Source organism: Pseudomonas sp. 2835, from assembly GCF_050435905.1.
Lineage (GTDB): Bacteria > Pseudomonadota > Gammaproteobacteria > Pseudomonadales > Pseudomonadaceae > Aquipseudomonas.
Genome location: NZ_JBNDLE010000009.1, coordinates 237,827 through 261,550, shown reverse-complemented (window position 1 = coordinate 261,550; position 23,724 = coordinate 237,827). Strand labels below are relative to the sequence as shown.

Annotated in this window: 21 protein-coding genes; 14 read left to right on the top strand and 7 right to left on the bottom strand. The window is 63.2% G+C overall.

Annotated elements, in window-relative coordinates:
* Positions 1-8: 8 nt before the first annotated feature.
* Entirely contained in the window at positions 9-2,330 is a 2,322-nt protein-coding gene (gene mrcB, locus ABIE20_RS16045; protein WP_429505860.1) for a penicillin-binding protein 1B, read from the bottom strand.
* 115 nt (positions 2,331-2,445) lie between these two features.
* On the opposite strand from mrcB, the gene ABIE20_RS16040 reads away from it, so the two are divergent.
* The 3 genes from ABIE20_RS16040 to ABIE20_RS16030 all read left to right on the top strand — a co-directional run bounded on the left by ABIE20_RS16040 (position 2,446) and on the right by ABIE20_RS16030 (position 4,908).
* Positions 2,446-4,008, top strand: coding sequence for an AAA family ATPase (locus ABIE20_RS16040; protein ID WP_429505858.1), 1,563 nt, complete (start codon positions 2,446-2,448; stop codon positions 4,006-4,008).
* Between the two features lie 103 nt (positions 4,009-4,111).
* Positions 4,112-4,456 carry a pentapeptide repeat-containing protein gene (locus ABIE20_RS16035; RefSeq protein ID WP_429505857.1) on the top strand — a complete coding sequence of 115 codons (345 nt, stop codon included), beginning with the start codon at positions 4,112-4,114 and terminating at the stop codon, positions 4,454-4,456.
* Between the two features lie 167 nt (positions 4,457-4,623).
* The gene (locus tag ABIE20_RS16030; RefSeq protein ID WP_429505855.1) at positions 4,624-4,908 is read left to right on the top strand and encodes a TfoX/Sxy family protein; all 285 of its coding nucleotides are present in this window, start codon (positions 4,624-4,626) and stop codon (positions 4,906-4,908) included.
* Positions 4,909-5,079: 171 nt separating this feature from the next.
* Here ABIE20_RS16030 and ABIE20_RS16025 read toward each other — a convergent pair whose 3' ends face one another.
* Genes ABIE20_RS16025 through ABIE20_RS16010 form a run of 4 tightly spaced genes read right to left on the bottom strand, consistent with a single transcriptional unit; the run spans position 5,080 to position 8,655 of the window.
* Positions 5,080-5,976 (bottom strand): ChaN family lipoprotein, encoded by an 897-nt coding sequence (locus ABIE20_RS16025; RefSeq protein ID WP_429505854.1) that lies wholly within the window; start codon positions 5,974-5,976, stop codon positions 5,080-5,082.
* An 11-nt stretch (positions 5,977-5,987) separates the two neighbouring features.
* Positions 5,988-6,755, bottom strand: a complete 768-nt coding sequence (locus ABIE20_RS16020; RefSeq protein WP_429505852.1) for a heme ABC transporter ATP-binding protein — start codon at positions 6,753-6,755, stop codon at positions 5,988-5,990.
* Positions 6,755-7,738 carry a FecCD family ABC transporter permease gene (locus ABIE20_RS16015; RefSeq protein ID WP_429505880.1) on the bottom strand — a complete coding sequence of 328 codons (984 nt, stop codon included), beginning with the start codon at positions 7,736-7,738 and terminating at the stop codon, positions 6,755-6,757. The genes ABIE20_RS16020 and ABIE20_RS16015 overlap by 1 nt, the downstream gene beginning before the upstream one ends.
* 50 nt (positions 7,739-7,788) lie before the next feature.
* Positions 7,789-8,655: a heme/hemin ABC transporter substrate-binding protein gene (locus ABIE20_RS16010; protein WP_429505850.1), complete on the bottom strand. Its 867-nt coding sequence runs from the start codon at positions 8,653-8,655 to the stop codon at positions 7,789-7,791.
* Between the two features lie 153 nt (positions 8,656-8,808).
* Here ABIE20_RS16010 and ABIE20_RS16005 point away from each other — a divergent pair, with 153 nt between their 5' ends.
* Positions 8,809-9,126 (top strand): Rieske (2Fe-2S) protein, encoded by a 318-nt coding sequence (locus tag ABIE20_RS16005; RefSeq protein WP_429505849.1) that lies wholly within the window; start codon positions 8,809-8,811, stop codon positions 9,124-9,126.
* On the opposite strand, the gene sfsA is transcribed toward ABIE20_RS16005, so the two are convergent.
* Positions 9,116-9,829, bottom strand: coding sequence for a DNA/RNA nuclease SfsA (gene sfsA / locus ABIE20_RS16000; protein ID WP_429505847.1), 714 nt, complete (start codon positions 9,827-9,829; stop codon positions 9,116-9,118). The genes ABIE20_RS16005 and sfsA overlap by 11 nt on opposite strands.
* Complete coding sequence (locus ABIE20_RS15995) at positions 9,829-11,001, bottom strand: pyridoxal phosphate-dependent aminotransferase (RefSeq protein ID WP_429505845.1); 1,173 nt, start codon at positions 10,999-11,001, stop codon at positions 9,829-9,831. The genes sfsA and ABIE20_RS15995 overlap by 1 nt, the downstream gene beginning before the upstream one ends.
* A gap of 245 nt (positions 11,002-11,246) precedes the next feature.
* Between ABIE20_RS15995 and dksA the strand changes: the two genes are divergently transcribed.
* The 10 genes from dksA to pgi all read left to right on the top strand — a co-directional run bounded on the left by dksA (position 11,247) and on the right by pgi (position 23,649).
* The gene (gene dksA, locus ABIE20_RS15990; RefSeq protein ID WP_429505878.1) at positions 11,247-11,696 is read left to right on the top strand and encodes an RNA polymerase-binding protein DksA; all 450 of its coding nucleotides are present in this window, start codon (positions 11,247-11,249) and stop codon (positions 11,694-11,696) included.
* A 78-nt stretch (positions 11,697-11,774) separates the two neighbouring features.
* Positions 11,775-12,662, top strand: coding sequence for a tRNA glutamyl-Q(34) synthetase GluQRS (gene gluQRS, locus ABIE20_RS15985; RefSeq protein WP_429505876.1), 888 nt, complete (start codon positions 11,775-11,777; stop codon positions 12,660-12,662).
* Between the two features lie 137 nt (positions 12,663-12,799).
* The gene (locus ABIE20_RS15980) at positions 12,800-12,976 is read left to right on the top strand and encodes a hypothetical protein (protein WP_003250005.1); all 177 of its coding nucleotides are present in this window, start codon (positions 12,800-12,802) and stop codon (positions 12,974-12,976) included.
* Positions 12,960-15,914, top strand: coding sequence for a sensor histidine kinase (locus ABIE20_RS15975; protein WP_176794212.1), 2,955 nt, complete (start codon positions 12,960-12,962; stop codon positions 15,912-15,914). The genes ABIE20_RS15980 and ABIE20_RS15975 overlap by 17 nt, the downstream gene beginning before the upstream one ends.
* 22 nt (positions 15,915-15,936) lie before the next feature.
* Positions 15,937-17,373, top strand: coding sequence for a sigma-54-dependent transcriptional regulator (locus ABIE20_RS15970; RefSeq protein ID WP_429505842.1), 1,437 nt, complete (start codon positions 15,937-15,939; stop codon positions 17,371-17,373).
* A gap of 708 nt (positions 17,374-18,081) precedes the next feature.
* A complete protein-coding gene (locus tag ABIE20_RS15965) occupies positions 18,082-19,470 on the top strand; it encodes a polynucleotide adenylyltransferase PcnB (protein ID WP_429505840.1) in 1,389 nt (462 codons plus the stop codon).
* A gap of 3 nt (positions 19,471-19,473) precedes the next feature.
* Entirely contained in the window at positions 19,474-19,950 is a 477-nt protein-coding gene (gene folK / locus ABIE20_RS15960; protein WP_093379337.1) for a 2-amino-4-hydroxy-6-hydroxymethyldihydropteridine diphosphokinase, read from the top strand.
* A 252-nt stretch (positions 19,951-20,202) separates the two neighbouring features.
* Positions 20,203-21,003: a 3-methyl-2-oxobutanoate hydroxymethyltransferase gene (panB, locus tag ABIE20_RS15955; RefSeq protein WP_429505838.1), complete on the top strand. Its 801-nt coding sequence runs from the start codon at positions 20,203-20,205 to the stop codon at positions 21,001-21,003.
* Positions 21,000-21,857: a pantoate--beta-alanine ligase gene (gene panC, locus ABIE20_RS15950; RefSeq protein WP_429505837.1), complete on the top strand. Its 858-nt coding sequence runs from the start codon at positions 21,000-21,002 to the stop codon at positions 21,855-21,857. Before panB ends, panC begins: the two co-directional genes overlap by 4 nt.
* A gap of 127 nt (positions 21,858-21,984) precedes the next feature.
* Entirely contained in the window at positions 21,985-23,649 is a 1,665-nt protein-coding gene (pgi, locus tag ABIE20_RS15945) for a glucose-6-phosphate isomerase (RefSeq protein WP_429505836.1), read from the top strand.
* The last annotated feature ends 75 nt before the right edge of the window (positions 23,650-23,724 follow it).

Below are 23,724 nucleotides of genomic sequence, written 5' to 3'. Positions count from 1 at the left end.
GCTAATGCTTAATTCATCCAACCCTTGACCCAGTCCATGACGGACTCGGCAGGATCCGGCTCGCCGCCACAGGCGGCCCCGGCCGGCGGTTCACTTCCGCGAATATACGGCATCTGCACCGCACCCGGGCAACTGGCATCCGAGCCCTGGCCGCTATGCGGATCGATCCAGGCCTGCACCACGTTGTCGGGCAGCGGCATGTCCAGCGGCAGCGGGTCGGCCTTGCGCATGAAGCTGGTCCAGACCTGCAGCGCACCGGTGGCTCCGGTAAACGGCGTTTTGCCGTTGTCGTCGCGGCCCAGCCACACCACCGCCAGCAAATCCTGGCTGAAGCCTGCGAACCAGCTGTCACGAGAATCGTTACTGGTACCGGTCTTGCCCGCCAGGTTCAACGAGCTTGGCAGCACACTGTAGACCGAACGCCCGGTACCTTCGCGCATCACCCGCTGCATGGCGTTCTGCACCAGATAAATGGCACCTGGATCGAAGGTCTGCTGGATCTGGAACGGATAACGCTTGAGCGGCTCGCCTTCGGCGGTCAGCACACTGCGAATGCCGCGCATCGGCGTGTTGAAGCCGCCATTGGCCAGGGTCTGGTACATGGTTGCGACCTGCATCGGCGACATGCCGCCGGCGCCGAGCATCATTGACGGGAACGCCGGCCAGTCGACGTTCACGCCGAGCCGGCCGATGGTTTTCAGCACATTCGGCACCCCCAGTTCCAGGCCGAGCTTGGCGGTCGACAGGTTGTAGGAGTTGGCCAGGCCCTGATACAGATAAATGGTGCCGTGGGAGCGACGGTCGTAGTTCTGCGGCCTCCACACCTGGCCGTCGGCGCCTTTGACCGAAAACGGTTCATCCTGGACCCAACTGGTCAGGGTATATTTGCTCGGTTTCTCCAGGGCGGTCAGGTACACCGCCGGCTTGACCAGCGAGCCGATCGGCCGCACCGCATCGATCGCGCGGTTGAAGCCGGCAAAACCGGCCTGGCGGCTGCCGATCAGGGCCTGGACTTCGCCGGTCTCCGGGTTGGTCACGACCATCGCCGCTTCGACTTCATCGGCGCCCTTGCGCCCGGCCAGACGCTTGAAGGTCTCGCCCATGGCCGCTTCGGATTTCATCTGCAGGATCGGGTCGAAGCTGGTGAAGATGCGCAGGCCTTCTTCGGTCAAGTCTTCGTCGCGGTAGTCCTGGCGCAGTTGGCGCTTGACCAGGTCGAGGAAGCCCGGGTAGGAGCTATCGGCCAGGCTGCCGCGCTTGGTCACCCCAAGTGGCATTTTCTTCGCTGCGTCCACCGCTTCCGGCGTCGCCACGCCCTGCTCGGCCAACAGGTCAAGCACCAGGTTACGCCGCACCGTCGCCCGCTCCGGGTAGCGCCGCGGGTTGTAATAGGAAGGCCCCTTGACCATGCCGACCAGCAAGGCGATCTGGTGCAGCTTGAGCTCCGACAACGGCTGGCTGAAGAAGAACTGGCTGGCCAGACCGAAGCCGTGCACCGCGCGCTGACCGTCCTGGCCGACGAACACTTCGTTGAGGTAGGCCTCGAGGATTTCGCGCTTGTCGTAATGCACTTCGAGCAGCAGGGCCATCATCGCTTCATTGAGCTTGCGGCTGAGGCTGCGTTCGTTGGTCAGGTAGAAGTTCTTCACCAACTGCTGGGTCAGGGTACTGCCGCCCTGGCGCATGGCGCCGGACGAGGTATTGACCCACACCGCCCGGGCAATCGACTTGGGCGACACACCGAAGTGGTGATAGAAGTCGCGGTCTTCCACAGCCACCAGGGTTTCCAGCAGGTATGGCGGCACCTGGTCGATCTTGATCAGGATGCGGTCTTCGAGGTTTTTCGGGTACAGGCCGCCGATCAGTAGGGGCTCAAGGCGCACCACGTCGAGTTTCGAGCCGTTGGCGCCACTCAGGCCGGCAACATAGTCGCCAGAGAAGCGCACGCGCACCGCTTGCGCGCTTTCCATGCCTTCATAGAACTGGAAGCCACGGGTATTGAGATCGACGGTATTGCCGTTGACCGCCGCCGCGCCCGGGCCATTGGCGACGCTTTCGCGGCGATAGCCGAGGGCATCGAGCTCGATGAGGAAGTCGGCCTTGCTCAGCTTCTGGCCGACGAACAGCTCCAGCGGCCGGGCATACACCTTGGCCGGAATGGTCCAGCGCTTGCCGGAGAATTTCTCCTGGACCACGGCATCGAGGTAAATGGCATAGCCCGCCACCAGCACAAGGCCGACCAGGCTGAGCTTCAAGGCCCAGCCCAGCCAGGCACGCGAGCGGCCAGACGGGCGTTTTTTAGCGGTACGGGGGGATCGGGATCGAGTCATGGCGGCGGATTATACGCACTTTATCAATCATCGACAGGCGCCCTCCGGCGGTTTGCACCAGCCCCGCTTGCGGCCATAATGGCCGATTCGAATCTCCGACCCAGAAGGATCGCCCGTGAGCCAAGCCTTGATCACAGCCCTGCAGAATCCCGCCCTGTTCCCTCACCCGGTGAAGGCATTTCAGGTCATCGAGACGCATATCTCCTGGGTGCTGCTCACCGGTGACTATGCCTACAAGATCAAGAAGCCGATGAACTTCGGTTTCCTCGATTTCACCGAGCTGTCCCAGCGAGCACACTTCTGCGCCGAAGAGCTGCGCCTGAACCAGCGCCTGACCGAAGGCCTGTACCTGGAAGTGCTGCCAATCACCGGCAGCGCCGAAGCGCCGCAACTGGGTGGCGAAGGCGAGCCGATCGAATACGCGCTGAAAATGCGCCAGTTCCCGCAGAGCCAGATGCTCAGCACCCTGCAGGCCAACAGCGAACTGACCGCCGCGCACATTGACCAGATGGCCGAGCAGATCGCCCGCTTCCACCTGGCGGCGCCAAAAGTTGCCGTCGAGCACCCGCTGGGCACGCCGGACAGCGTCATGGCCCCGGTCGAGCAGAACTTCGAGCAGATTCGCCCGTTCCTTTCCGACAAGGCCGACCTGCAGCAACTCGATGCCCTGCAAGCCTGGGCCCAGGACAGCTTCAAGCGCCTGCACGGCCTGCTCGAGCAGCGCAAGGCCGAAGGTTTCATTCGCGAATGCCACGGTGACATCCACCTGGGCAACGCCACCCTGATCGATGGCAAGGTGGTGATTTTCGACTGCATCGAGTTCAACGAGCCATTCCGCCTGACCGACGTCTACGCTGACGCCGCGTTCCTGGCCATGGACCTCGAAGACCGTGGCCTGAAATCGCTGTCGCGCCGCTTCGTCAGCCAGTACCTGGAACTGACCGGTGACTATGCCGGCCTGGAACTGCTTAACTTCTACAAGGCCTACCGCGCCCTGGTGCGGGCCAAAGTCGCCCTGTTCAGCATGCCGGCCAACGCCGATGCGGTGCAGCGCGCCACTACCCTGCGCACCTACCGCAACTATGCCAACCTGGCGGAAAGCTACAGCGCCATCCCTTCGCGCTTCCTGGCCATCACCCACGGCGTTTCCGCGGTCGGCAAGAGCCATGTGGCCATGCGCCTGGTCGATGCCCTGGGTGCCATCCGCCTGCGTTCGGACGTCGAGCGCAAGCGTATGTTCGGTGAGCAAGCCAGCACCAATGCCGGCCAGCTGCAAGCCGGCATCTACAGCGAAGACGCCAGCCAGGCCACCTACCAGCGCCTGCACCAGCTGGCCGAAACCATCCTGCGTGCCGGTTTCCCTGTGGTAATCGACGCCACCTACCTCAAGCACGACCAGCGCCAGGCCGCCGCCGGCGTTGCCAGCGAAACCGGCGTGCCGTTCCTGATCCTCGACTGCAACGCCCCGGATGCAGTAATCGCCAGCTGGCTGGCCCAGCGTCAGGCCGATCAGAACGATCCGTCGGATGCCACCCTGGACGTGGTCAAGGCACAACAGGCCAGCCGTGATCCGCTCAGCGCCGAAGAGCTGCTGCAAAGCAAGCGCGTGGAAACCAACGAAAGCGGCAGCCTGGACCTGCTGGTCAAGCAGATCCGCCAGCGCCTGCCCGGGCTCTGAGCAACCCAGGACGTGAAGCAGTCGACAGTTCACGCCTGATTCCGGGCGCCTCCTTAATGATGGCACTATAGTGTCATCCTAAGTGCAAACAAGGAGGCGCCTCATGAATCAGCCACGGCAACTGGACAGCGCGCTGTATGCGCTGGTGCATGACGAACAGATCGCCAGCTTCAATCGCGAGAAACCCAAGGACGCCACCGTCGACTTTCGTGGCGGCGATTTTCGCGGGCTCGATCTGCGCGAGCTGGACACCACCGGCATCGACTTCACCGACGCTTACTTTCGCGCCTCCGACCTGCGCGGCCTGGACTTGCGCAACAACGGCCTGGAAGGCGCCAGCCTGGCTCATGCGCAGATTTCCGGTACCTACTTCCCCAGCGAACTGAGCGCCGACGAAATCCTCATGTCGGTCAATTTCGGCACCCGCCTGCGCTACCGCACCCGCTGAAAGCACAGACCAAAACGCCCGCCGGCCGTGGCCTGGCGGGCTGTTTTCGGCTACCCGTCGGCACATGGATGGCAAAACGCCGCGTATTTCCCAAGTGCCGCTACACTGCTCATTGACCTGCCGCGATTCACTAATCAAGACCCGTTCAGCCGTCGCAAGGAGGCTTGATGAACGATGAACTCCAGCATCTGAAAAATCTTGGCAAGACTTCTGCGCAGTGGCTGCATGCGGTCGGCATCCACAGCGCTTCGGATCTACGCCGGTTGGGTGCGGTCAACGCCTACAAGGCCGTGCGTACCCGTGGTTTCCGGGCCTCGAAGGTACTGCTGTACGCGATTGAAGGCGCCTTGCTCGATGTGCACTGGAACGATATTCCCGCTGAACGCAAGGAAGCCCTGAACCAGCAACTCGACGGCAAAGCTGCCGTACAGAAAAATAATCGAGAATTTTGAATCACGACGCTTGACTACGAAATGAGAATCGTTATGATTATCACAACTGGTCGCGAGACTGGTTGGGTAACCTGAAAGCCCCTGGTTCGGACTCTCAGATTATCTCCTCATCAGGCTAATCACGGTTATTGACCCGGCACTTTGCCGGGTCTTTTTTTGCCTGGGCTTTTTTTACCCTCCCTTACGCATCTGCGCGCAGTAGTCCTGCTCCGGCAAAACCGGGGTGTACCAGACATAGTCGGCCATCTGCGCATCAACCCCCTGCCCCACTTCGGCGAGCATCAACACCTGCGTGCCGGCTTCAGCGCCCAAATCGGCAAGGTGCAACGGCGCGCCGATGTCCTTGCGCACGTGATACCCACCGGCAAACAGCAGCGCCGGTTGTTGCGCTGCCAGCAAGCGCTCGGCAATTCGCCGGTCGCGTTGTTGCTGAACCGCCAGCATGGCCGGCAACTGGCTTTCGGGCAGCAGACCGCAATGGGACTCCCTGACTTGCTCAAGCAGCACGGCCTGGACCTTGGCGGCGGTCGAGCGCGCCCCCTTCAAAACCGGCGGCTGACGATAGATGCTGCGCACCTCGTCGGTGTCGAGGTTGGCGGCCAGTAGCGGGTAAGGTTGGCCCAGAGCTTCACGTACGATCGGCCCGTACATGGCCCAATCCCAGCCTTGCTGCCAACCAAGCGCCTGGGGCAGATCCGCAGGCAAGACCTTCTGCTTGAGCGCATCGACCTTGGCTTGCTGCACCGGCTGCAACATCTCCAGCAGCAGGCTGCCCTGCGGCCGCTGCGCCTGCAGTGCGCGCAACAGCCACAGTTGCAGGGCATGGTGATCGGGGTTGTCGTGTTTCTCGCCCACAAGCAGCCGTGGCGCTTGCGCGAGCTTTTCCAGCAGTTGCGTGGGCGTCAGCAGGCGACCACTGCTCAGCTCGCGGATCTGCCCAAGTGCGGCGTGCTCACGGCCTTCTGGGCTTTGCCAGGCGGGTAATGGTGGTGCCTCGGCGCGGGACTGGCAGCCGGCGAGCCCCCAGACCAGCAACAGTAACAACGCAGGCAAGCGGGGACGACGCATGGGCAGTGCTCCTAACGGGCGATGATCAGCGGGTGCCCCCGCTCGGGATGAGGCTGGACCAGCACATCGATGCCGAACACCGCCTTGAGCGAATCAGGGCGCAGCACCTGCTGCGGGGTATCCAGGGCATGGGTGCGGCCCTGTTCAAGCAGGAGGATACGGTCACAGTAGCGCGCCGCCAGGTTCAAGTCATGAAGGATGACCATCACCGCCGCGCCACGATCAGCGAACTCGCGCACCGCTTGCAAGGTGGTGTGCTGGTGCAGCGGGTCGAGCATCGAGGTCGGCTCGTCGAGCAGCAGGATGCGCCCGTCTTCCCCGGGCCACAGCTGCGCCAGCACCCGCGCCAGGTGCACGCGCTGACGCTCGCCACCAGAAAGCGCCAGGTAGCTGCGCCCGAGCAGGTGGCTGGCATCGGCCGCCTGCAGGGCCGCGTCGATGATCTGCTGGTCGCGCTCAAGACCCGTTTTGTGCGGCAAGCGGCCCATGCCGACCACCTCCTCGACCTTGAAGGCAAAGCCCAGGCTGGACACCTGTGGCAATACCGCCAAGCGCTGGGCCCGCTGCTGGCCAGGCCAGTCGCACAGCCCTCGGTCATCCAGGCTCACCCGTCCGTGGCTGGGATTCAACTCGCCGCACATCACCCCGAGCAGGCTGCTTTTGCCCGCCCCGTTGGGGCCCAGCACACCCAGCACCTGGCCGGGTTGCAGGGCCAGGCTTATATCGCTGAGGACCTGGTTATCGCCTCGGCGCAGGGACAGGTTATCGACTCGCAGCATCAGGCACGCCCTCGCAACAGCAGGTAGAGGAAGAACGGCGCACCGATAAACGCGGTGACGATACCGATCGGCAGCTCCGCAGGCGCCAGCGCCAAGCGGGCGATCAAGTCAGCGAACAGCAACAGCGAAGCACCAGCCAGCAAGGATGCCGGCAGCAGCACGCGATGATCTGGCCCGGCCAGCAAGCGCACCAGATGCGGCACCACCAGGCCAATAAAGCCGATCAGCCCCGCCGCCGCGACGGCCGCGCCCACCCCCAGCGCCGTGCAGAACACCAGCTCGCGCTTGAGCTTTTCGACCTCGATGCCCAGGTGACGGGCTTCGGACTCGCCCAGCAACAAGGCATTCAAGGCCTGGGCCCGGCGCGGCAGCCACAGTGATACCACCACGGCGACCAGCACCAGCGGCCACAGGCGCTGGTAACTGGCGCCATTGAGGCTGCCCAGGTTCCAGAACGTCAGGGTGCGCAGGGTGGCGTCATCGGCCAGGTAAGTGAACAGCCCCACCGCCGCGCCGGCCAGCGCGGTCAAGGCGATGCCGGCAAGGAGCATGGTCGCCACGTTGGTCTGGCCATCGCGCCGGCCCAATCGATAAACCAGCGCAGTCACCCCTAGGCCACCAAGAAACGCACACATCGATAGCAGATAAGGAGCGAACACCTCGGGAATACCGCCCATCCATGAACCACCGACAATCGCTACCGCCGCACCTAGCGCGGCGCCAGCGGACACACCGACCAGGCCGGGGTCGGCCAGCGGGTTGCGAAACAGCCCTTGCATCGCCACCCCGGACAGCGCCAGCACGGCGCCCACCGCTAACCCGAGCAGGGTCCGCGGCAAACGAATCTGGCCGAGGATCAGCTCGGCCTGCTCCAGCCCGTCGCCTGCCACCGGCAACCCGATCAGCCGGGCACCGGCGCGCAGGGTATCGATCAATGGCAGGCTGACCGGCCCCAGCGCCAGCGACAACCAGATCGCCAACAGGCACAGCAGCGTCAGGGTGACGAACAGCGTGCGCGGCTTGACCAGCCGGTTCATTGCGCGGTCGGGTAGAAAGCGTGGGAAAGGCTTTGCAAGGTAGAAGGCAGACGCGGACCGAGACCGCCGACCAGCAGGGTTGGGTCCAGTTCGATCAGGCGCTTGTTACGGGCGGCGCGCGAAGCATTCAGGGCCGGGTTTTCCTTGAGCAGCGCCTGCAAGGCCTGGTCACCGCTGAGGCTGCGGTCGGCGAATACCAGCACATCAGGGTCCAGGAACGCCAAGGCCTCGACGGAGAAGTTTTTGTAGCCTTCGTTGTCCGCCAGGTTGCGCGCACCGGCCTGTTTGAGCAGCCAGTCGCCGGCGGTGCCTTTGCCGGCGATCATCGGTTTGGACCCGGCATGGCCGACCAGCAGGATCACTCCGGGTGCGGTCTGGGTGGTTTGCAGTTGCTTGATCTTGCCCTGCAGGGTATCGAGTTGCTGGCGATAGTCGGCGAACAGTTGCCGGGCTTGTTGCTCATTGCCAAGCAAGCGCCCCAATTGCTGCAGGTTGCTTTCCACCGCCCCCAGGTCGGCCTTGCTCGACAGCAGTTCGACCTTGACCCCGGCGCCGCGGATTTGCGCGAGCACCGGCGGCGGGCCCATTTCTTCGGTGCCCACCAGCACATCCGGACGCAGGCTCAGCACCCCTTCTGCGGACAACTGGCGCTGATAACCGATACTCGGCAAGGCCTTGAGCGATTGCGGATGCTGGCTGGTGGTATCGACCCCGACCAGCTTCTGCTCGCCGCCCAGCGCCGCCACCCACTCGCTCAGTGCCCCACCGGCGCTGACCCAACGCTGCGGCAACGTGTCGGCCTGGGCCAGGGTGTTGAACACAAGACCGGCACACAGGGCGATCAGGCGGGCACGTGGGCGCATAACAGGCTTCCTTGAATGAGGAGGTGCGGCAATCCGGGTGGATAATGCCGGGGACGCGCGGTATAAAGCGTCCGATACAGCTGATGCAGGCAATTTGATAATTATTTGCATTTGCACGTCAAGCCGTCACTGTGACTTCGAGTAACCCTCACCATGCATTTTCTTTGTCGTTCCGAGCAACTGGGCGAAAGCCAGAGCCGAGGCTTCAGTGTCGATGACCTGGGGATTTTCGCGGTTCGGCGCGCAGGCGCAGTCTACCTGTACCGCAATGACTGCCCTCATCGCGGGATCCCGCTGAACTGGGAACCTGATGCCTTTCTCGACAGCAGCGCCAGCCTGATCGCCTGCGGGCGCCACGGCGCGCTGTTTTTGATCGAGTCCGGCGAATGCGTAGCCGGCCCCTGCGAGGGCGAGCAACTGACGGCCCTGAACTGCCGCGAAGACAGCCAGGGCATCTGGCTTATCGACTGAGCAACACCGGCAGCGCACGATCGATGTAGACCTGTTCGCCATCAATCCGCGTGCCGTAGGCAAGCACTTCGACGCCATCGGCCACCGCTGCACGCAGGGCATCGGCATAGGCGCCGTCGATCTCGTCGGCCGGGCGTACAGCCTCGACACCGCTGAGGTTCACGCAATACAGCTGCACCGCGCGCACGCCCTGGCGAGCCAGGGTCGCCAGCTCACGCAGGTGTTTTGCGCCGCGCTGGGTCACGGCATCAGGGAATGCAGCTACCGCCGAGTCACTAAAGCCCAGGGTCACGCTTTTGACTTCGACGTAGGCCGGCCCCTCGGCAAACTCCAGGCGAAAATCCACCCGGCTGCTCTCTTCACCGTAGGCGACTTCGCGTTTTAGCCCGGTAAACCCCGCCAGCTCGCTGATGACGCCAGCACGCAAGGCTTCTTCCACCAGCGCATTGGCGCGCCCAGTGTTGACACACGCCAGGCGCCCTTGCGGGGTTTCACTGATTTCCCAGGTGCCGGGCAGCTTGCGCTTGGGGTCGTTGGAGCGGCTGAACCAGACCTGGCCGCCCTCGACCATGCAATTGAACATCGAGCCGGTGTTGGGGCAATGGATGGTCATTTGCTCGCCGCTTGCCAGCTCGATGTCAGCCAGGAAGCGCTTGTAGCGGCGCAGCAAACGTGCGGTTTCAAGGGGTGGAGAAAAGCGCATCAGCCTTGCCAGCTCCGTAGTCCGCGGGCAATCCGCTCGACCGCCTCCTGCAGGCGCGGCAAGCTCTGGGTGTAGGCAAAGCGCACATGGTGCCCGGCCTGGTGGCGACCGAAGTCCAGGCCCGGGGTGAAGGCCACGTGCTCGGTTTCGAGGAAATGCCGGCAGAAGGCAAAGGCATCGCCGCCAAAGGCGCTGATGTCGGCGTACAAATAAAAGGCACCCTGTGGCTCTACGGCTATCTTGAAGCCCAGCTCACGCAATGCCGGCAAGAGGAAATCGCGGCGGCGGGCGAACTCGGCCCGACGTTCTTCGAGAATCGCCAGGGTGCCAGGCTGGAAACACGCCAGGGCGGCATGCTGGGCCATGCTCGGCGCGCTGATATAGAGGTTCTGCGCCAGTTTTTCCAGGTCCGCCACCGCCGCCGGTGACGCCACCAGCCAACCCAGGCGCCAACCGGTCATGCCGAAATACTTGGAAAAACTATTAAGGACGAAGGCTTCGTCGTCGACCTCCAGCACGCTCGGTGCATCCATGCCGTAGGTCAGGCCGTGGTAGATCTCGTCCACCACCAAATGGCCGTTACGCGCACGGGTGGCGGCCGAGAGGCTGGCCAGCTCATCGCGATCGAGCACCGTACCGGTAGGGTTGGCGGGTGATGCGACCAGGGCGCCGACAGTGTCCTGGTCCCAGTAGCGCTCGACCAGGCCGGCGGTGAGCTGGTAATTGGCCTCAGGACCAACCGGCACCAGTTGCGCGGCGCCTTCGACCAGGCGCAAAAAATGCCGGTTGCACGGGTAACCGGGGTCGGCCAGCAGCCAGTGCTTGCCCGGGTCGACCAACAGGCTGGCGGCCAGCAGCAAGGCGCCGGAACCGCCCGGGGTGATGAGGATGCGCTGCGGGTCGATGCTCAGCCCGTAGCGCTGCTGGTAGAACCCGGCAATCGCTTCGCGCAGCGCCGGCAGCCCGCGGGCAGCGGTGTAACGGGTATGCCCCTGGGCCAGTGCGGCCTGGCCGGCCTCGATGATCGGCGCGGCGGTGGTGAAATCCGGTTCGCCGATTTCCAGGTGGATCACGTCGCAGCCGCTCGCTTGCAGCTCGTTGGCGCGGGCCAGCAGGGCCATCACATGGAAAGGTTCGATGGCGCGGCTGCGCGCACTGTAGGGCTGGGCCATTAGCCTTCTCTCAAAAGGGTCTAGAATATTGATTCTACCCATGCGCCGGGTCGAACGTGTGGCAAAAGCTGCGGTCCACTGCAAAGATCGTCAAGGCCTGGCGCAGTTGTCCTGGCCTTGACAACCGGGAGTAGCGTACCCCGATTCGATCTGGTAAGTTCGGCGGCTCGCAGTCGCAGGGCCGGCGGGCGCCGGAGATGGAGCAGCCTGCGCAATGGATTAGAAGAGTGAGAGGCGGTCTATTCATGTCCACCCAAGAAAAGCAACAAAGTCAGCCAGTTCTTGTTCATGGTGTCGAACCCTATAAAGAGACAAAGGGTGAGGAATACATGAGCAAAGCCATGCGCGACCACTTCACCAAGCTCCTCAACGGCTGGAAGAAAGAGCTGATGATCAGCGTGGACAACACCGTTGATCACATGAAGGATGAAGCGGCCAACTTCCCTGACCCGGCCGACCGTGCCAGCCAGGAGGAAGAATTCGCCCTGGAACTGCGCAACCGTGACCGTGAGCGCAAGCTGATCAAAAAAATCGACAAGACGCTGCAGCTGATTGTCGATGAAGAATACGGCTGGTGCGAAAAGTGCGGCGTCGAAATCGGCCTGCGTCGCCTTGAGGCGCGTCCAACCGCCGACATGTGCTACGACTGCAAGACCTTGGCGGAAATCAAGGAAAAGCAGGTCGGCAAAGCCTGACCTGACCAGAACGGGGCGCTCAAGGCGCCCCGTTTCATTTATTGCTTTACGTATTCGTCTGCAGTTGCGTCCATGAGCATGAACAACCCTCGCTATATCGGGCGCTTCGCCCCTACTCCCAGTGGTTTCCTGCACTTCGGCTCGCTGGTCGCAGCCCTGGCCTCGTGGCTGGATGCCCGTGCGGTCGGCGGCACCTGGCTGGTGCGCATGGAAGACATCGACCCGCCCCGCGAAGCCCCCGGCGCCCAGGCTGCCATCCTGCAGACCCTGGAAAGCTACGGCCTGGAATGGGACGGCGAGGTGGTCTACCAGAGCCAGCGCCACGATGCCTATGCCGAAGTGGTCGAGCGCCTGTTCCGTCAGGGCCTGGCCTACGCCTGCACCTGCTCGCGCAAGCAGCTCGAGGGTTACAACGGCGTCTACCCGGGCCTGTGCCGCAATGCCGGACATGGCTGTGAAGACGCCGCCATCCGCGTGCGGGTGCCGGAGCTGGCCTATCATTTCGAGGACCGCGTACAGGGCCGTTTCGAACAGCACTTGGGCCGTGAAGTCGGCGACTTCGTCATTCGCCGCCGCGATGGCCTGTACGCCTATCAACTGGCGGTGGTGCTCGATGACGCCTGGCAAGGGGTGACCGATATCGTCCGTGGCGCCGATTTGCTGGATAACACCCCACGCCAGCTGTACCTGCAGGAGCTGCTGGGACTGTCGCAGCCGCGTTACCTGCACGTGCCGCTGATCGTGCAGCCGGATGGGCATAAGCTGGGCAAGTCCTACCGCTCGCCACCACTGGCCGCCGACCAAGCCACGCCCCTGCTGCTGAGGGCCCTGCGCGCGCTGGGGCAAAAGACCGAAGCGGGCATGGAGCAAGGCACCCCGGGTGAAGTGCTGGCGCATGCCGCATTGCACTGGAGCCCCGACGCCCTGCCCCGGCGCCTGAGCGTGCCCGAGGCCGATCTGCACTGAGCCCTGGGGGGCCCGGCCCCACATAAAGCCCAGTAAATTCAATTCTTTGGCAAAAACCCACAAGCCCGTTACCATCGCCGCAGCCATTTGCGCCAATAATAAGTCCAAGCCGCAGCGCCCTAACCTTTGAGGCCAGCATGTATATCTATCGTTTGGTCCTGCTTCTGGTCGTGGGGATCTACCTGTTCTCCCCGGCCATCATGGACTGGTGGATCGAGCCAACCGGTGCCTGGTATCGCCCTTACCTGCTCTGGCTGATCCTGATCGTCGTGACCTTTATCCTGCAGAGCCAACGTGATGCCGATGAGCTTTAGCCTGACCCAGATGATCCTGATCAGTGCCGCCTACCTGCTGGTGCTGTTCGGCGTGGCGTGGGTCAGCGAACGCGGGATGATCCCGCGCTCGATCATCCGCCACCCGCTGACCTACACCCTGTCGCTGGGCGTTTATGCCAGTGCCTGGGCCTTTTATGGCTCGGTAGGCCTGGCCTACCAGTACGGCTACGGCTTTCTCGCCTGTTACCTGGGGGTCTCCGGGGCCTTCCTGCTGGCGCCGGTGCTGCTGTACCCGATCCTCAAGATCACCCGCACCTATCAGTTGTCATCGCTGGCCGACCTGATCGCCTTTCGCTTTCGCAGCACCTGGGCCGGGGCGCTGACCACCATCTTCATGTTGATCGGCGTTCTGCCGTTGCTGGCCCTGCAGATCCAGGCAGTGGCCGACTCGATCAGCATTCTGACCGGCGAGCCGGTCAAGGCGCGGGTCGCGTTTGCCTTTTGCGCGCTGATCACCCTGTTCACCATTTTCTTCGGCTCGCGGCACATCGCTACCCGGGAGAAACACGAAGGCCTGGTGTTCGCCATTGCCTTCGAGTCGGTGATCAAGCTGCTGGCCCTCGGTGGCATTGGCCTGTATGCGCTGTATGGGGTGTTTGGCGGCCCGCATGAACTGGAAGTCTGGCTGCTGCAGAACCAGACTGCCCTCGCCGCCCTGCACACACCCTTGCAGGAAGGCCCATGGCGCACGCTGCTGCTGGTGTTCTTCGCCTCGGCTATCGTCATGCCGCACATGTACCACATGGCCTTTACCGAAAACCTCAACCCGCGCTCGCTGGTCAGCGCCAGCTGGGGCCTGCCGCTGTTCCTGCTGCTGATGAGCCTGGCGGTACCATTGATTCTCTGGGCCGGCCTGAAAATGGGCGCCAGCACCAGCCCGGAATACTTCACCCTGGGCCTGGGCATCGCCGCCAACAACCAGGCGCTGGCGCTATTGGCCTATATCGGCGGGCTCTCGGCCTCCAGCGGGCTGATCATTGTCACCACCCTGGCACTCTCGGGCATGGCCCTCAACCACCTGGTGCTGCCGCTGTACCAGCCACCGGCCGAGGGCAACATCTACCGCTGGCTGAAGTGGACCCGGCGGGCGCTGATCGTCGCCATCATCGCCGCCGGCTTCGGTTTCTACCTGACCCTGGGCAGCCAGCAGGACCTGGCCAACCTCGGCATCGTCGCTTTTGTCGCCACCTTGCAGTTCCTGCCGGGCGTGCTCTCGGTACTGTATTGGCCAACCGCCAACCGCCGCGGCTTCATTGCCGGTCTGCTGGCGGGGATCCTGGTGTGGATGGTGACCATGCTGTTGCCGCTGGTAGGCAATCTGCAGGGCTTCTACATCCCGCTGCTGAACATGATCTATGTGCTCGACGACACCAGTTGGCACATGGCCGCGATCGCCTCGCTGGCCGCCAACGTGCTGCTGTTTACCCTGATCTCGCTGTTCACCAACGCCAGCAGTGAAGAAGTCAGCGCCGCCGAGGCCTGCGCGGTGGATAACGTGCGCCGCCCGCAACGCCGTGAGCTGCACGCCGCCTCGCCGCAGGAATTCGCCACGCAACTGGCCAAGCCGCTGGGTGCCAAGGCGGCGCAGAAAGAAGTCGAACAGGCCCTGCGCGACCTCTACCTGCCGTTCGACGAGCGCCGACCCTATGCCCTGCGCCGCCTGCGCGACCGCATCGAGGCCAACCTGTCGGGGCTGATGGGCCCGAGTGTGGCCCAGGACATGGTCGAAACTTTCTTGCCCTACAAGTCCGGTAACGAAAACTACGTGACCGAAGACATTCACTTCATCGAAAGCCGCCTGGAAGACTACCACTCGCGCCTGACCGGCCTTGCCGCCGAGCTCGATGCCCTGCGCCGTTACCACCGCCAGACCCTGCAGGAACTGCCGATGGGCGTCTGCTCGCTGGCCAAGGACCAGGAGATCCTGATGTGGAACAAGGCCATGGAAGAGCTCACCGGTATCCCCGCCAAGCGCGTGGTCGGCTCACGCCTGACCACCATTGCCGACCCCTGGCGCGGTCTGCTGCTGGGCTTCATCAACGTGCCCGATGAACACCTGCACAAACAACGTCTGGGCCTCGATGGCCAGACCCGCTGGCTGAACCTGCACAAGGCGGCCATCGACGAGCCACTGGCACCGGGTAACAGCGGCCTGGTGTTGCTGGTTGAAGACCTCACCGAGACCCAGGCCCTGGAAGACAAGCTGGTGCACTCCGAGCGCCTGGCCAGCATCGGCCGCCTGGCCGCCGGGGTGGCCCACGAAATCGGCAACCCGGTGACCGGTATCGCCTGCCTTGCGCAGAACCTGCGCGAAGAGCGCGAAGAGGACGGCGAGATCACCGAGCTGAGCAGCCAGATCCTGGAGCAGACCAAACGCATCTCGCGCATCGTCCAGTCGCTGATGAGCTTCGCCCATGCCGGCAGCCACCAGCACAGCGACGAGCCGGTGTGCCTGGCTGAAGTGGCCCAGGATGCCATCGGTCTGCTGGCCTTGAACCGGCGCAATTTCGAAGTACAGTTCTTCAACCTGTGCGACCCGGACCATTGGGTCGAGGGCGACCCGCAACGCCTGGCCCAGGTGCTGATCAACCTGCTGTCCAACGCCCGTGACGCCTCCCCGCCCGGCAGCGCCGTACGGGTCAAGAGCGAAGCCAGCGAGCATACCGTCGACCTGATCGTCGAAGACGAAGGCAGCGGCATCCCGAAAAACATCATGGATCGTCTGTTCGAACCCTTCTTTACCACCAAGGACCCGGGCGAAGGCACCGGACTGGGGCTTGCTCTGGTCTATTCCATCGTGGAAGAGCATTATGGACAAATCACCATCGACAGCCCGGCCGATAGCCAGAGCCAACGCGGCACCCGGATCCGAGTGACCCTGCCGCGCCATGTCGTAGCGACGTCCGCTGTGAACTGAGACCGTCGAGAGAATTGAATCAATGCCGCATATTCTGATCGTCGAAGACGAAACCATCATCCGCTCGGCGTTGCGCCGATTGCTCGAGCGAAACCAGTACCAGGTCAGCGAGGCCGGCTCGGTGCAGGAAGCCCAGGAACGCTTCAGCATTGCCACCTTCGACCTGATTGTCAGCGACCTGCGCCTGCCGGGCGCACCGGGCACCGAACTGATCAAGCTCGGCCAGGGCACGCCGGTGCTGATCATGACCAGCTACGCCAGCCTGCGCTCTGCCGTCGACTCGATGAAAATGGGTGCAGTGGACTACATCGCCAAGCCATTCGACCACGACGAAATGCTCCAGGCCGTGGCGCGCATCCTGCGAGACCGGCAGAACGCGCCGGCCGCCCCGGCCGAGCGCGGCAACGGCAAGGCAGCACCCGGCGACAAGGCGGCCAGCACTGCAGCCAACGGCGAGATCGGCATCATCGGTTCCTGCCCGCCGATGCAGGACCTGTACGGCAAGATCCGCAAGGTCGCGCCAACCGACTCCAATGTATTGATCCAGGGCGAGTCAGGTACCGGTAAAGAGTTGGTGGCCCGCGCCCTGCACAACCTCTCGCGGCGCGCCAAGGCGCCGATGATCTCGGTGAACTGCGCAGCGATCCCCGAAACCCTGATCGAATCGGAACTGTTCGGCCACGAAAAAGGCGCCTTCACCGGTGCCAGTGCCGGCCGTGCCGGCCTGGTCGAAGCTGCCGATGGCGGTACGCTGTTCCTCGACGAAATCGGCGAACTACCGCTCGAAGCCCAGGCCCGCCTGTTGCGCGTGCTGCAGGAAGGCGAAATCCGCCGGGTCGGCTCGGTGCAATCGCAAAAGGTCGATGTGCGCCTGATTGCCGCGACCCACCGGGACCTGAAGAACCTGGCCAAGGTCGGCCAGTTCCGCGAAGACCTTTATTACCGCCTGCACGTCATCGCCCTGAAATTGCCGGCCTTGCGCGAACGTGGCGCCGACGTCAACGAAATCGCCAATGCCTTCCTCGCCCGCCAGAGTGCGCGAGTGGGACGTAACGACCTGCGCTTCGGCCATGACGCCGAGCAGGCCATCCGGCATTACTCCTGGCCAGGTAACGTGCGCGAGCTGGAAAACGCCGTGGAGCGTGCGGTGATTCTGTGCGAGAGCCCGGAAATTTCTGCCGACCTGCTGGGTATCGATATCGAACTCAGTGACCTGGAAGACGACGATCCGTTTGCCGGCCTGCCGGGTACCGGCAGCAATGCCAGCAACACCAGCCACGAGCCGACCGAAGACCTGTCGCTGGAGGACTACTTCCAGCATTTCGTCCTCGAGCACCAGGACCACATGACCGAGACCGAGCTTGCGCGCAAGCTCGGGGTTAGCCGCAAGTGCCTGTGGGAACGTCGGCAGCGCCTGGGTATCCCGCGGCGCAAGAGCGGCGCCACCAGCGAAGGCTGAGGCGTTTCAGCAGTTTTCAACGGTGCGCGGCGGTAACACTGTCACCTTGCGACAAACTGTTACCGCATCACGAAGTCGTAACAAAAACCGGGGCTTACGGTAACGAAGCCCCGGTTTTTTTTCGCCCTCCGAACCCCGCAAAACCGCTCCAACCCCTTGTTTTACTGGGCTTTGCAAAAGTTGGCACGGCACCTGCTATATGTTTGGTACAAGAACAATAACAAGCACTGCAAAAGACAATAAAAATAAGACGAATCGGCTCACGCACAATAAGAACAAGACGGCGGAGGCGCAGCTAACTGATTCTTTTGGAGAGGAGTTGTATTTGGGGCTTGCCCCACAACCAGGCAGAGAACAACAAAAACTGCACTCAAGCAGGGCCTGAACTGGTTGGATCGCATGATCATTGCAACCTCAGCGACCAAAGCAATCCGTTTGCTCTTGATCCCGGTTAGGGAGACCGCCCACAAGCTTTTTTTGTGGGCAGGGCACTCAACAAAAACAAGAAGCCCGGCAAAAAAACAATAAGAGCACGCAACTACTTCTTGGGGAGCTTCGGCTCCCCTTGTAGTTTCTGCCCGCCCCAGCCTGCCCGCGCGTCGTCCGACGCGACCGCCTACACCATCCACCGAGTAAATGCTAGAATCCCCGCCCATCATGCGGCCATTCTTCGTTTTTGGCCGAACATTCCTTCAAACAGTGCATCCCATGCTGAAGAAGCTGTTCCAGTCATTCCGTCCTACCGTGCGTGGCCAGCACCATATCCGCACCACGCCCGAAGTGATCAATAGTGGTCAACATTCGCTGCAACGTGGCCAGTTCAGTCGCCACGCGGTGAACATCGTCGAGCGCCTGCAAAACGCTGGCTACCAAGCCTACCTGGTCGGTGGCTGCGTACGCGACCAGCTCCTGGGCATTACCCCCAAGGACTTCGACGTCGCTACCAGCGCCACCCCTGAACAGGTCCGCGCCGAATTTCGCAACGCCCGTATCATCGGTCGCCGTTTCAAGCTGGTTCACATCCATTTCGGCCGTGAAATCATCGAAGTCGCCACCTTCCGCGCCAACCATCCGGAAAGCGAAGAAGAGAACAGCCACACCTCGTCGCGTAACGAGAGTGGGCGAATTTTGCGCGACAACGTCTACGGCACCCTTGAAGAGGACGCACAGCGCCGCGACTTCACCATCAACGCCTTGTATTACGATCCGGTCAGCGAGCGCATCCTCGATTACGCCAACGGCGTACACGACATCCGCAACCGCCTGATCCGCCTGATCGGCGACCCGACCCAGCGCTACCAGGAAGACCCGGTACGCATGCTGCGTGCCGTGCGTTTCGCCGCCAAGCTCAATTTCGGTATCGAGAAGCACACCGTGCAGCCGATTCGCCAATTGGCACCGATGCTGCGCGAGATCCCGGCGGCGCGACTGTTCGAAGAATCGCTCAAGCTGTTCCTCTCCGGCCAGGCTGCCGACACCTTCGAAATGCTCGTTGACCTGGAACTGTTCAACCCGCTGTTCCCGGCCAGTGCCGAGGCGCTCGAAGAGCACCCAACCTATACCCACACCCTGATCAGCCAGGCCTTGATCAACACCGACCTGCGGGTCAAGCAGGGCAAGCCGGTGACTCCGGCCTTCCTGTTCGCCGCGATGCTCTGGCCAGCCCTGCCGGGTCGCGCCCTGCGCCTGCAGAGCCGTGGCATGCCGCCGATTCCGGCGATGAACGAAGCCGCCCACGAGCTGATCGCCGAGCAATGCCAGCGCATTGCGATCCCCAAGCGCTTCACCATGCCGATCCGCGAGATCTGGGACATGCAGGAGCGCCTGCCACGGCGCAGCGGCAAGCGTGCCGACCTGTTGCTCGACAACCCGCGTTTCCGCGCCGGTTACGACTTCCTGCTGCTGCGTGAAAGCGCGGGCGAAGAAACCGATGGCCTGGGCCAGTGGTGGACCGACTACCAGGACTGCAACGACAGCGAGCGCCGCGACATGATTCGTGAGCTCGGCAGCCGTGACGAAGGCGCCGGTGCCGGCCCGCGCAAACGCAAGCGCAGCCCGAGCAAGCGCAAGCGCGCCGACGGCGCTGCAGGCGAGTAACCGATGGTCCGCGCCTTCATTGGCCTGGGCAGCAACCTGGCCGATCCCGAGCAGCAATTGCGCAGCGCCGTCGAGGCGCTGGGGCAGTTGCATGAAAGCGCCCTGGCCGGGGTTTCGGCTTTCTACAGCAGCGAATCGCTATCGCCCGGGCAACCGCGCTACACCAACGCCGTGGCAGCGCTGGATACCGCCCTCGCGCCGCTTGAGCTGCTCGATGCGCTGCAGGCCATCGAGGCCGACCAGGGCCGCGAGCGCAAAGAGCGCTGGGGCCCGCGCACCCTCGACCTGGATATCCTGTTGTACGGCGACCAGGTCATCGATGTGCCACGCCTGAAAGTGCCGCATTACCACATGCAGGCGCGACCGTTCGTCCTCTACCCGCTGGCCGAGCTGGTACCCGAAGACTTTTGCCTGGCCGATCAGCGGCCCCTTTCCCAATTACTGGCAGATTGCCCGTTCGTCGGCCTCGAACGCCTGTAGCCGGGCGTTCCCCCAGCCGGTAACGCCCGTAACAACGCATTAGTAACAATGCGGTAACAGGGCAATTGACTTCAGCCCCCTCGCTCACGACTATAGGCGTCCCGTGGCGCCCCGAGCGCCGCAAAAAGGCGTATATAGGCCTGGAACAGGTCGTAATTCAAACACCACGATCGATGATGTGCTGTTCCAGAAGATGAATACACGCGTTGTACGCAGTCGTTTTTCACAGCGCCTGAACGAGGATTCCTTTTCATGCCAGAAGTAACCCTGACCACCCTGCAGAGCCTCAAGGCCAAGGGTGAGAAAATAACCATGCTGACCTGCTACGACGCGACCTTTGCTCAGGCCGCCAGCCGTGCCGGCGTGGAAGTATTGCTGGTGGGTGACTCCCTGGGCATGGTCCTGCAGGGTCATGACAGCACCTTGCCGGTAACCAATGCCGAGATGGCCTACCACACCGCCTGTGTCAAACGCGGCAACGAAGGGGCGCTGATTCTTGCTGACCTGCCGTTCATGGCCTGCGCTACCACCGAGCAGGCATTCGCCAACAGCGGCGCGCTGATGCAGGCGGGCGCGCACATGGTCAAGGTCGAAGGCGCCGCTTGGCTGGCGGATACCATCCGCCTGCTGGCCGAACGTGGCGTGCCGGTGTGCGCGCACATGGGCCTGACCCCGCAGACCGTGAACATCCTCGGTGGCTACAAGGTTCAGGGCCGCAAGGAAAACCAGGCCCGGCAGATGCGCGCCGACGCCATCGCCCTGGAACAGGCCGGCGCGGCCATGTTGCTGCTCGAGTGCGTGCCGACCGAACTTGCCGCCGAAATCACCCAGGCGGTGAGCATTCCGGTCATCGGTATCGGTGCCGGTAGCGCCACCGACGGCCAGGTGCTGGTGCTGCACGATATGCTCGGCCTGTCGCTGACCGGCCGGGTACCGAAGTTCGTGAAGAACTTCATGGCCGGCCAGAGCGACATTCAAGGCGCGCTCAAGGCTTATGTAACCGCCGTCAAGGAAGTCAGCTTCCCCGCCAGCGAACACGGGTTCAGTGCATGAATACAGTCAAGACCGTCCGCGAACTGCGCGCCGCCGTGGCGCGGGCGCGCAGCGAAGGCAAACGCATCGGCTTCGTGCCGACCATGGGCAACCTGCACAGCGGCCACGCCGCGCTGGTGACCAAGGCTGCGCAACGGGTCGATTTCGTCGTCGCCAGCATCTTCGTCAACCCGCTGCAGTTCGGCCCCAGCGAAGACCTCGACAAGTACCCGCGGACCCTCGCCGCCGACCAGGAGAAACTGCTCCAGGCCGGCTGCCACCTGCTGTTCGCCCCGACTGTTGAAGAGATGTACCCCGATGGCATGGCCGGGCAGACCCGGGTCAGCGTCCCGCAGTTGTCCGACGGGCTCTGTGGTACCAGCCGCCCAGGCCATTTCGAAGGTGTGGCGACGGTGGTCAGCAAGCTGTTCAACATGGTCCAGCCGGACCTGGCGGTGTTTGGCCAGAAGGACTTCCAGCAACTGGCGGTAATCCGCGCGCTGGTGCGCGACCTGAACATGCCGATCCAGATCATCGGCGAGCCGACCGTGCGCGCCGAGGACGGCCTGGCGCTGTCTTCGCGCAACGGTTACCTGAGCGACGAGCAACGCGCCACGGCGCCAGCGCTGTATCGCCTGCTGAGCCAGATGGCCGCCGCCATCGAACAGGGCGAACGCGACTACCCGGCGCTGATCGCCAACGGCCAGCAACAACTGGCCGCCGCAGGCTTTCGCCCGGACTACCTGGAAGTCCGCCAGGCCCTGAGCCTGCGCCCGGCAGCGCCTGAAGACCGCGATCTGGTGATCCTGGTAGCTGCCTTCCTCGGTGCTACCCGCCTGATCGACAACCTGCACCTGAACCTTAACGACAAGTAACCAGGTCGCCCGCTGACCTGGCCTCTCCCTGTAAAGCAGGCTGCATGCCTATAATTGGCATCAGCCTGCAAACGGGGCGCTGTTTCCAGTGTCCAAAGCAGTTCACGCAATAAGGAAACCTGCAGCGATGGCGTATTACCGCACCCCTCATGATGTTACCGCCCTGCCCGCCTGGCAGGCGCTCCAGCAGCACCGCGAAGCCATGCAGGACTTCAGCATGCGCGACGCATTCGTGGCCGAGCCAAAGCGCTTCGAAGAGTTTTCCCTGAGCACATGCGGGCTGTTTCTCGATTATTCGAAAAACCTGATCAACGGCCAGACCCGCGAGCTGCTGGTGGGCCTTGCCAACGAAGTCGGCTTGCAAGAGGCCATCAAAGGTCTGTTCGCTGGCGAGATCCTCAACGCCTCCGAAGGTCGCCCGGCTCTGCATACCGCCCTGCGCCGCCCGGTGGGCGACAAACTGAGCGTCAATGGCGTCAACGTGATGCCCGAGGTGCACAAGGTTCTCAACCAGGTGACCGAACTGGTAGGCCGCATCCATGACGGCCTGTGGCGCGGCTACAGCGAAAAGCCGATCACCGACGTAGTCAACATCGGTATCGGCGGCTCGTTCCTCGGCCCCGAGCTGGTCTCCGAAGCCCTGTTGCCTTACGCCCAGCGCGGCGTACGCTGCCATTACCTGGCGAACATCGACGGTAGCGAATTCCATGAGCTGTCGGCCAAACTGCGCGCCGAAACCACGCTGTTCATTGTCTCGTCCAAATCGTTCAACACCCTCGAAACCCTGAAGAACGCACAGGCTGCCCGCGCCTGGTACCTGGCCCAGGGTGGCTCGGAAGCCGAGCTGTACAAGCACTTCATCGCCGTCTCCAGCAACAAGGCCGCCGCTGTGGCCTTCGGCATCCGTGAAGAAAACATCTTCCCGATGTGGGACTGGGTTGGCGGGCGTTACTCGCTGTGGTCGGCCATCGGCCTGCCGATTGCCCTGGCCATCGGCACCGCCAACTTCAAGGAGCTGCTGTCCGGCGCCTACACCATGGACCAGCACTTCCAGAACGCGCCGTTCGAACAGAACATGCCGGTGCTGCTGGCCTTGCTCGGCGTCTGGTACGGCAACTTCTGGGGCGCACAAAGCCACGCGATCCTGCCGTATGACCACTACCTGCGCAACATCACCAAGCACCTGCAACAGCTGGACATGGAATCCAACGGCAAGAGCGTCCGCCAGGACGGCACGCCGGTCAACCACGACACCGGCCCGGTCATCTGGGGCGGCGTGGGTTGCAACGGCCAGCACGCCTACCACCAGTTGCTGCACCAGGGCACCCAGCTGATTCCGGCCGACTTCATCGTCCCGGTGGTCAGCTTCAACCCGGTCGCCGACCATCACCAGTGGCTGTACGCCAACTGCCTGTCGCAGAGCCAGGCGCTGATGCTGGGCAAGACCCGCAGCGAAGCCGAAGCCGAGCTGCGTGACAAAGGCATGGCCGAAGCCGATATCCAGAAGCTGGCACCGCACAAGGTGATTCCGGGCAACCGCCCGAGCAATACCCTGGTGGTCGAGCGCATCAGCCCGCGTCGCCTCGGCGCGCTGGTGGCGATGTACGAGCACAAGGTGTTCGTGCAGAGCGTCATCTGGGGCATCAACGCCTTCGACCAGTGGGGCGTGGAGCTGGGCAAGGAACTCGGCAAGGGCGTGTACCAGCGCCTGACCGGCGGCAGCGAAGAGCCTGCCGAAGACGCCTCGACCCAGGGCCTGATCAACTTCTTCCGCAGCCGTCACCGCGGTTGATCGCCCGCGCTGCCCCTGGCCGAACGAACACGGCCGGGGGTAGCGGCTACACTGTCCTGACAAAAACAATCCGTC

Coding starts and splice junctions, on each gene's coding strand:
- mrcB (WP_429505860.1), bottom strand. CDS start 2,330: ATGACTCGATCCCGATCCCCCCGTACCGCTAAAAAACGCCCGTCTGGC.
- ABIE20_RS16035 (WP_429505857.1), top strand. CDS start 4,112: ATGAATCAGCCACGGCAACTGGACAGCGCGCTGTATGCGCTGGTGCAT.
- ABIE20_RS16030 (WP_429505855.1), top strand. CDS start 4,624: ATGAACGATGAACTCCAGCATCTGAAAAATCTTGGCAAGACTTCTGCG.
- ABIE20_RS16025 (WP_429505854.1), bottom strand. CDS start 5,976: ATGCGTCGTCCCCGCTTGCCTGCGTTGTTACTGTTGCTGGTCTGGGGG.
- ABIE20_RS16020 (WP_429505852.1), bottom strand. CDS start 6,755: ATGCTGCGAGTCGATAACCTGTCCCTGCGCCGAGGCGATAACCAGGTC.
- ABIE20_RS16010 (WP_429505850.1), bottom strand. CDS start 8,655: ATGCGCCCACGTGCCCGCCTGATCGCCCTGTGTGCCGGTCTTGTGTTC.
- ABIE20_RS16005 (WP_429505849.1), top strand. CDS start 8,809: ATGCATTTTCTTTGTCGTTCCGAGCAACTGGGCGAAAGCCAGAGCCGA.
- sfsA (WP_429505847.1), bottom strand. CDS start 9,829: ATGCGCTTTTCTCCACCCCTTGAAACCGCACGTTTGCTGCGCCGCTAC.
- ABIE20_RS15995 (WP_429505845.1), bottom strand. CDS start 11,001: ATGGCCCAGCCCTACAGTGCGCGCAGCCGCGCCATCGAACCTTTCCAT.
- dksA (WP_429505878.1), top strand. CDS start 11,247: ATGTCCACCCAAGAAAAGCAACAAAGTCAGCCAGTTCTTGTTCATGGT.
- gluQRS (WP_429505876.1), top strand. CDS start 11,775: ATGAACAACCCTCGCTATATCGGGCGCTTCGCCCCTACTCCCAGTGGT.
- ABIE20_RS15980 (WP_003250005.1), top strand. CDS start 12,800: ATGTATATCTATCGTTTGGTCCTGCTTCTGGTCGTGGGGATCTACCTG.
- ABIE20_RS15975 (WP_176794212.1), top strand. CDS start 12,960: ATGCCGATGAGCTTTAGCCTGACCCAGATGATCCTGATCAGTGCCGCC.
- ABIE20_RS15970 (WP_429505842.1), top strand. CDS start 15,937: ATGCCGCATATTCTGATCGTCGAAGACGAAACCATCATCCGCTCGGCG.
- ABIE20_RS15965 (WP_429505840.1), top strand. CDS start 18,082: ATGCTGAAGAAGCTGTTCCAGTCATTCCGTCCTACCGTGCGTGGCCAG.
- folK (WP_093379337.1), top strand. CDS start 19,474: ATGGTCCGCGCCTTCATTGGCCTGGGCAGCAACCTGGCCGATCCCGAG.
- panB (WP_429505838.1), top strand. CDS start 20,203: ATGCCAGAAGTAACCCTGACCACCCTGCAGAGCCTCAAGGCCAAGGGT.
- panC (WP_429505837.1), top strand. CDS start 21,000: ATGAATACAGTCAAGACCGTCCGCGAACTGCGCGCCGCCGTGGCGCGG.
- pgi (WP_429505836.1), top strand. CDS start 21,985: ATGGCGTATTACCGCACCCCTCATGATGTTACCGCCCTGCCCGCCTGG.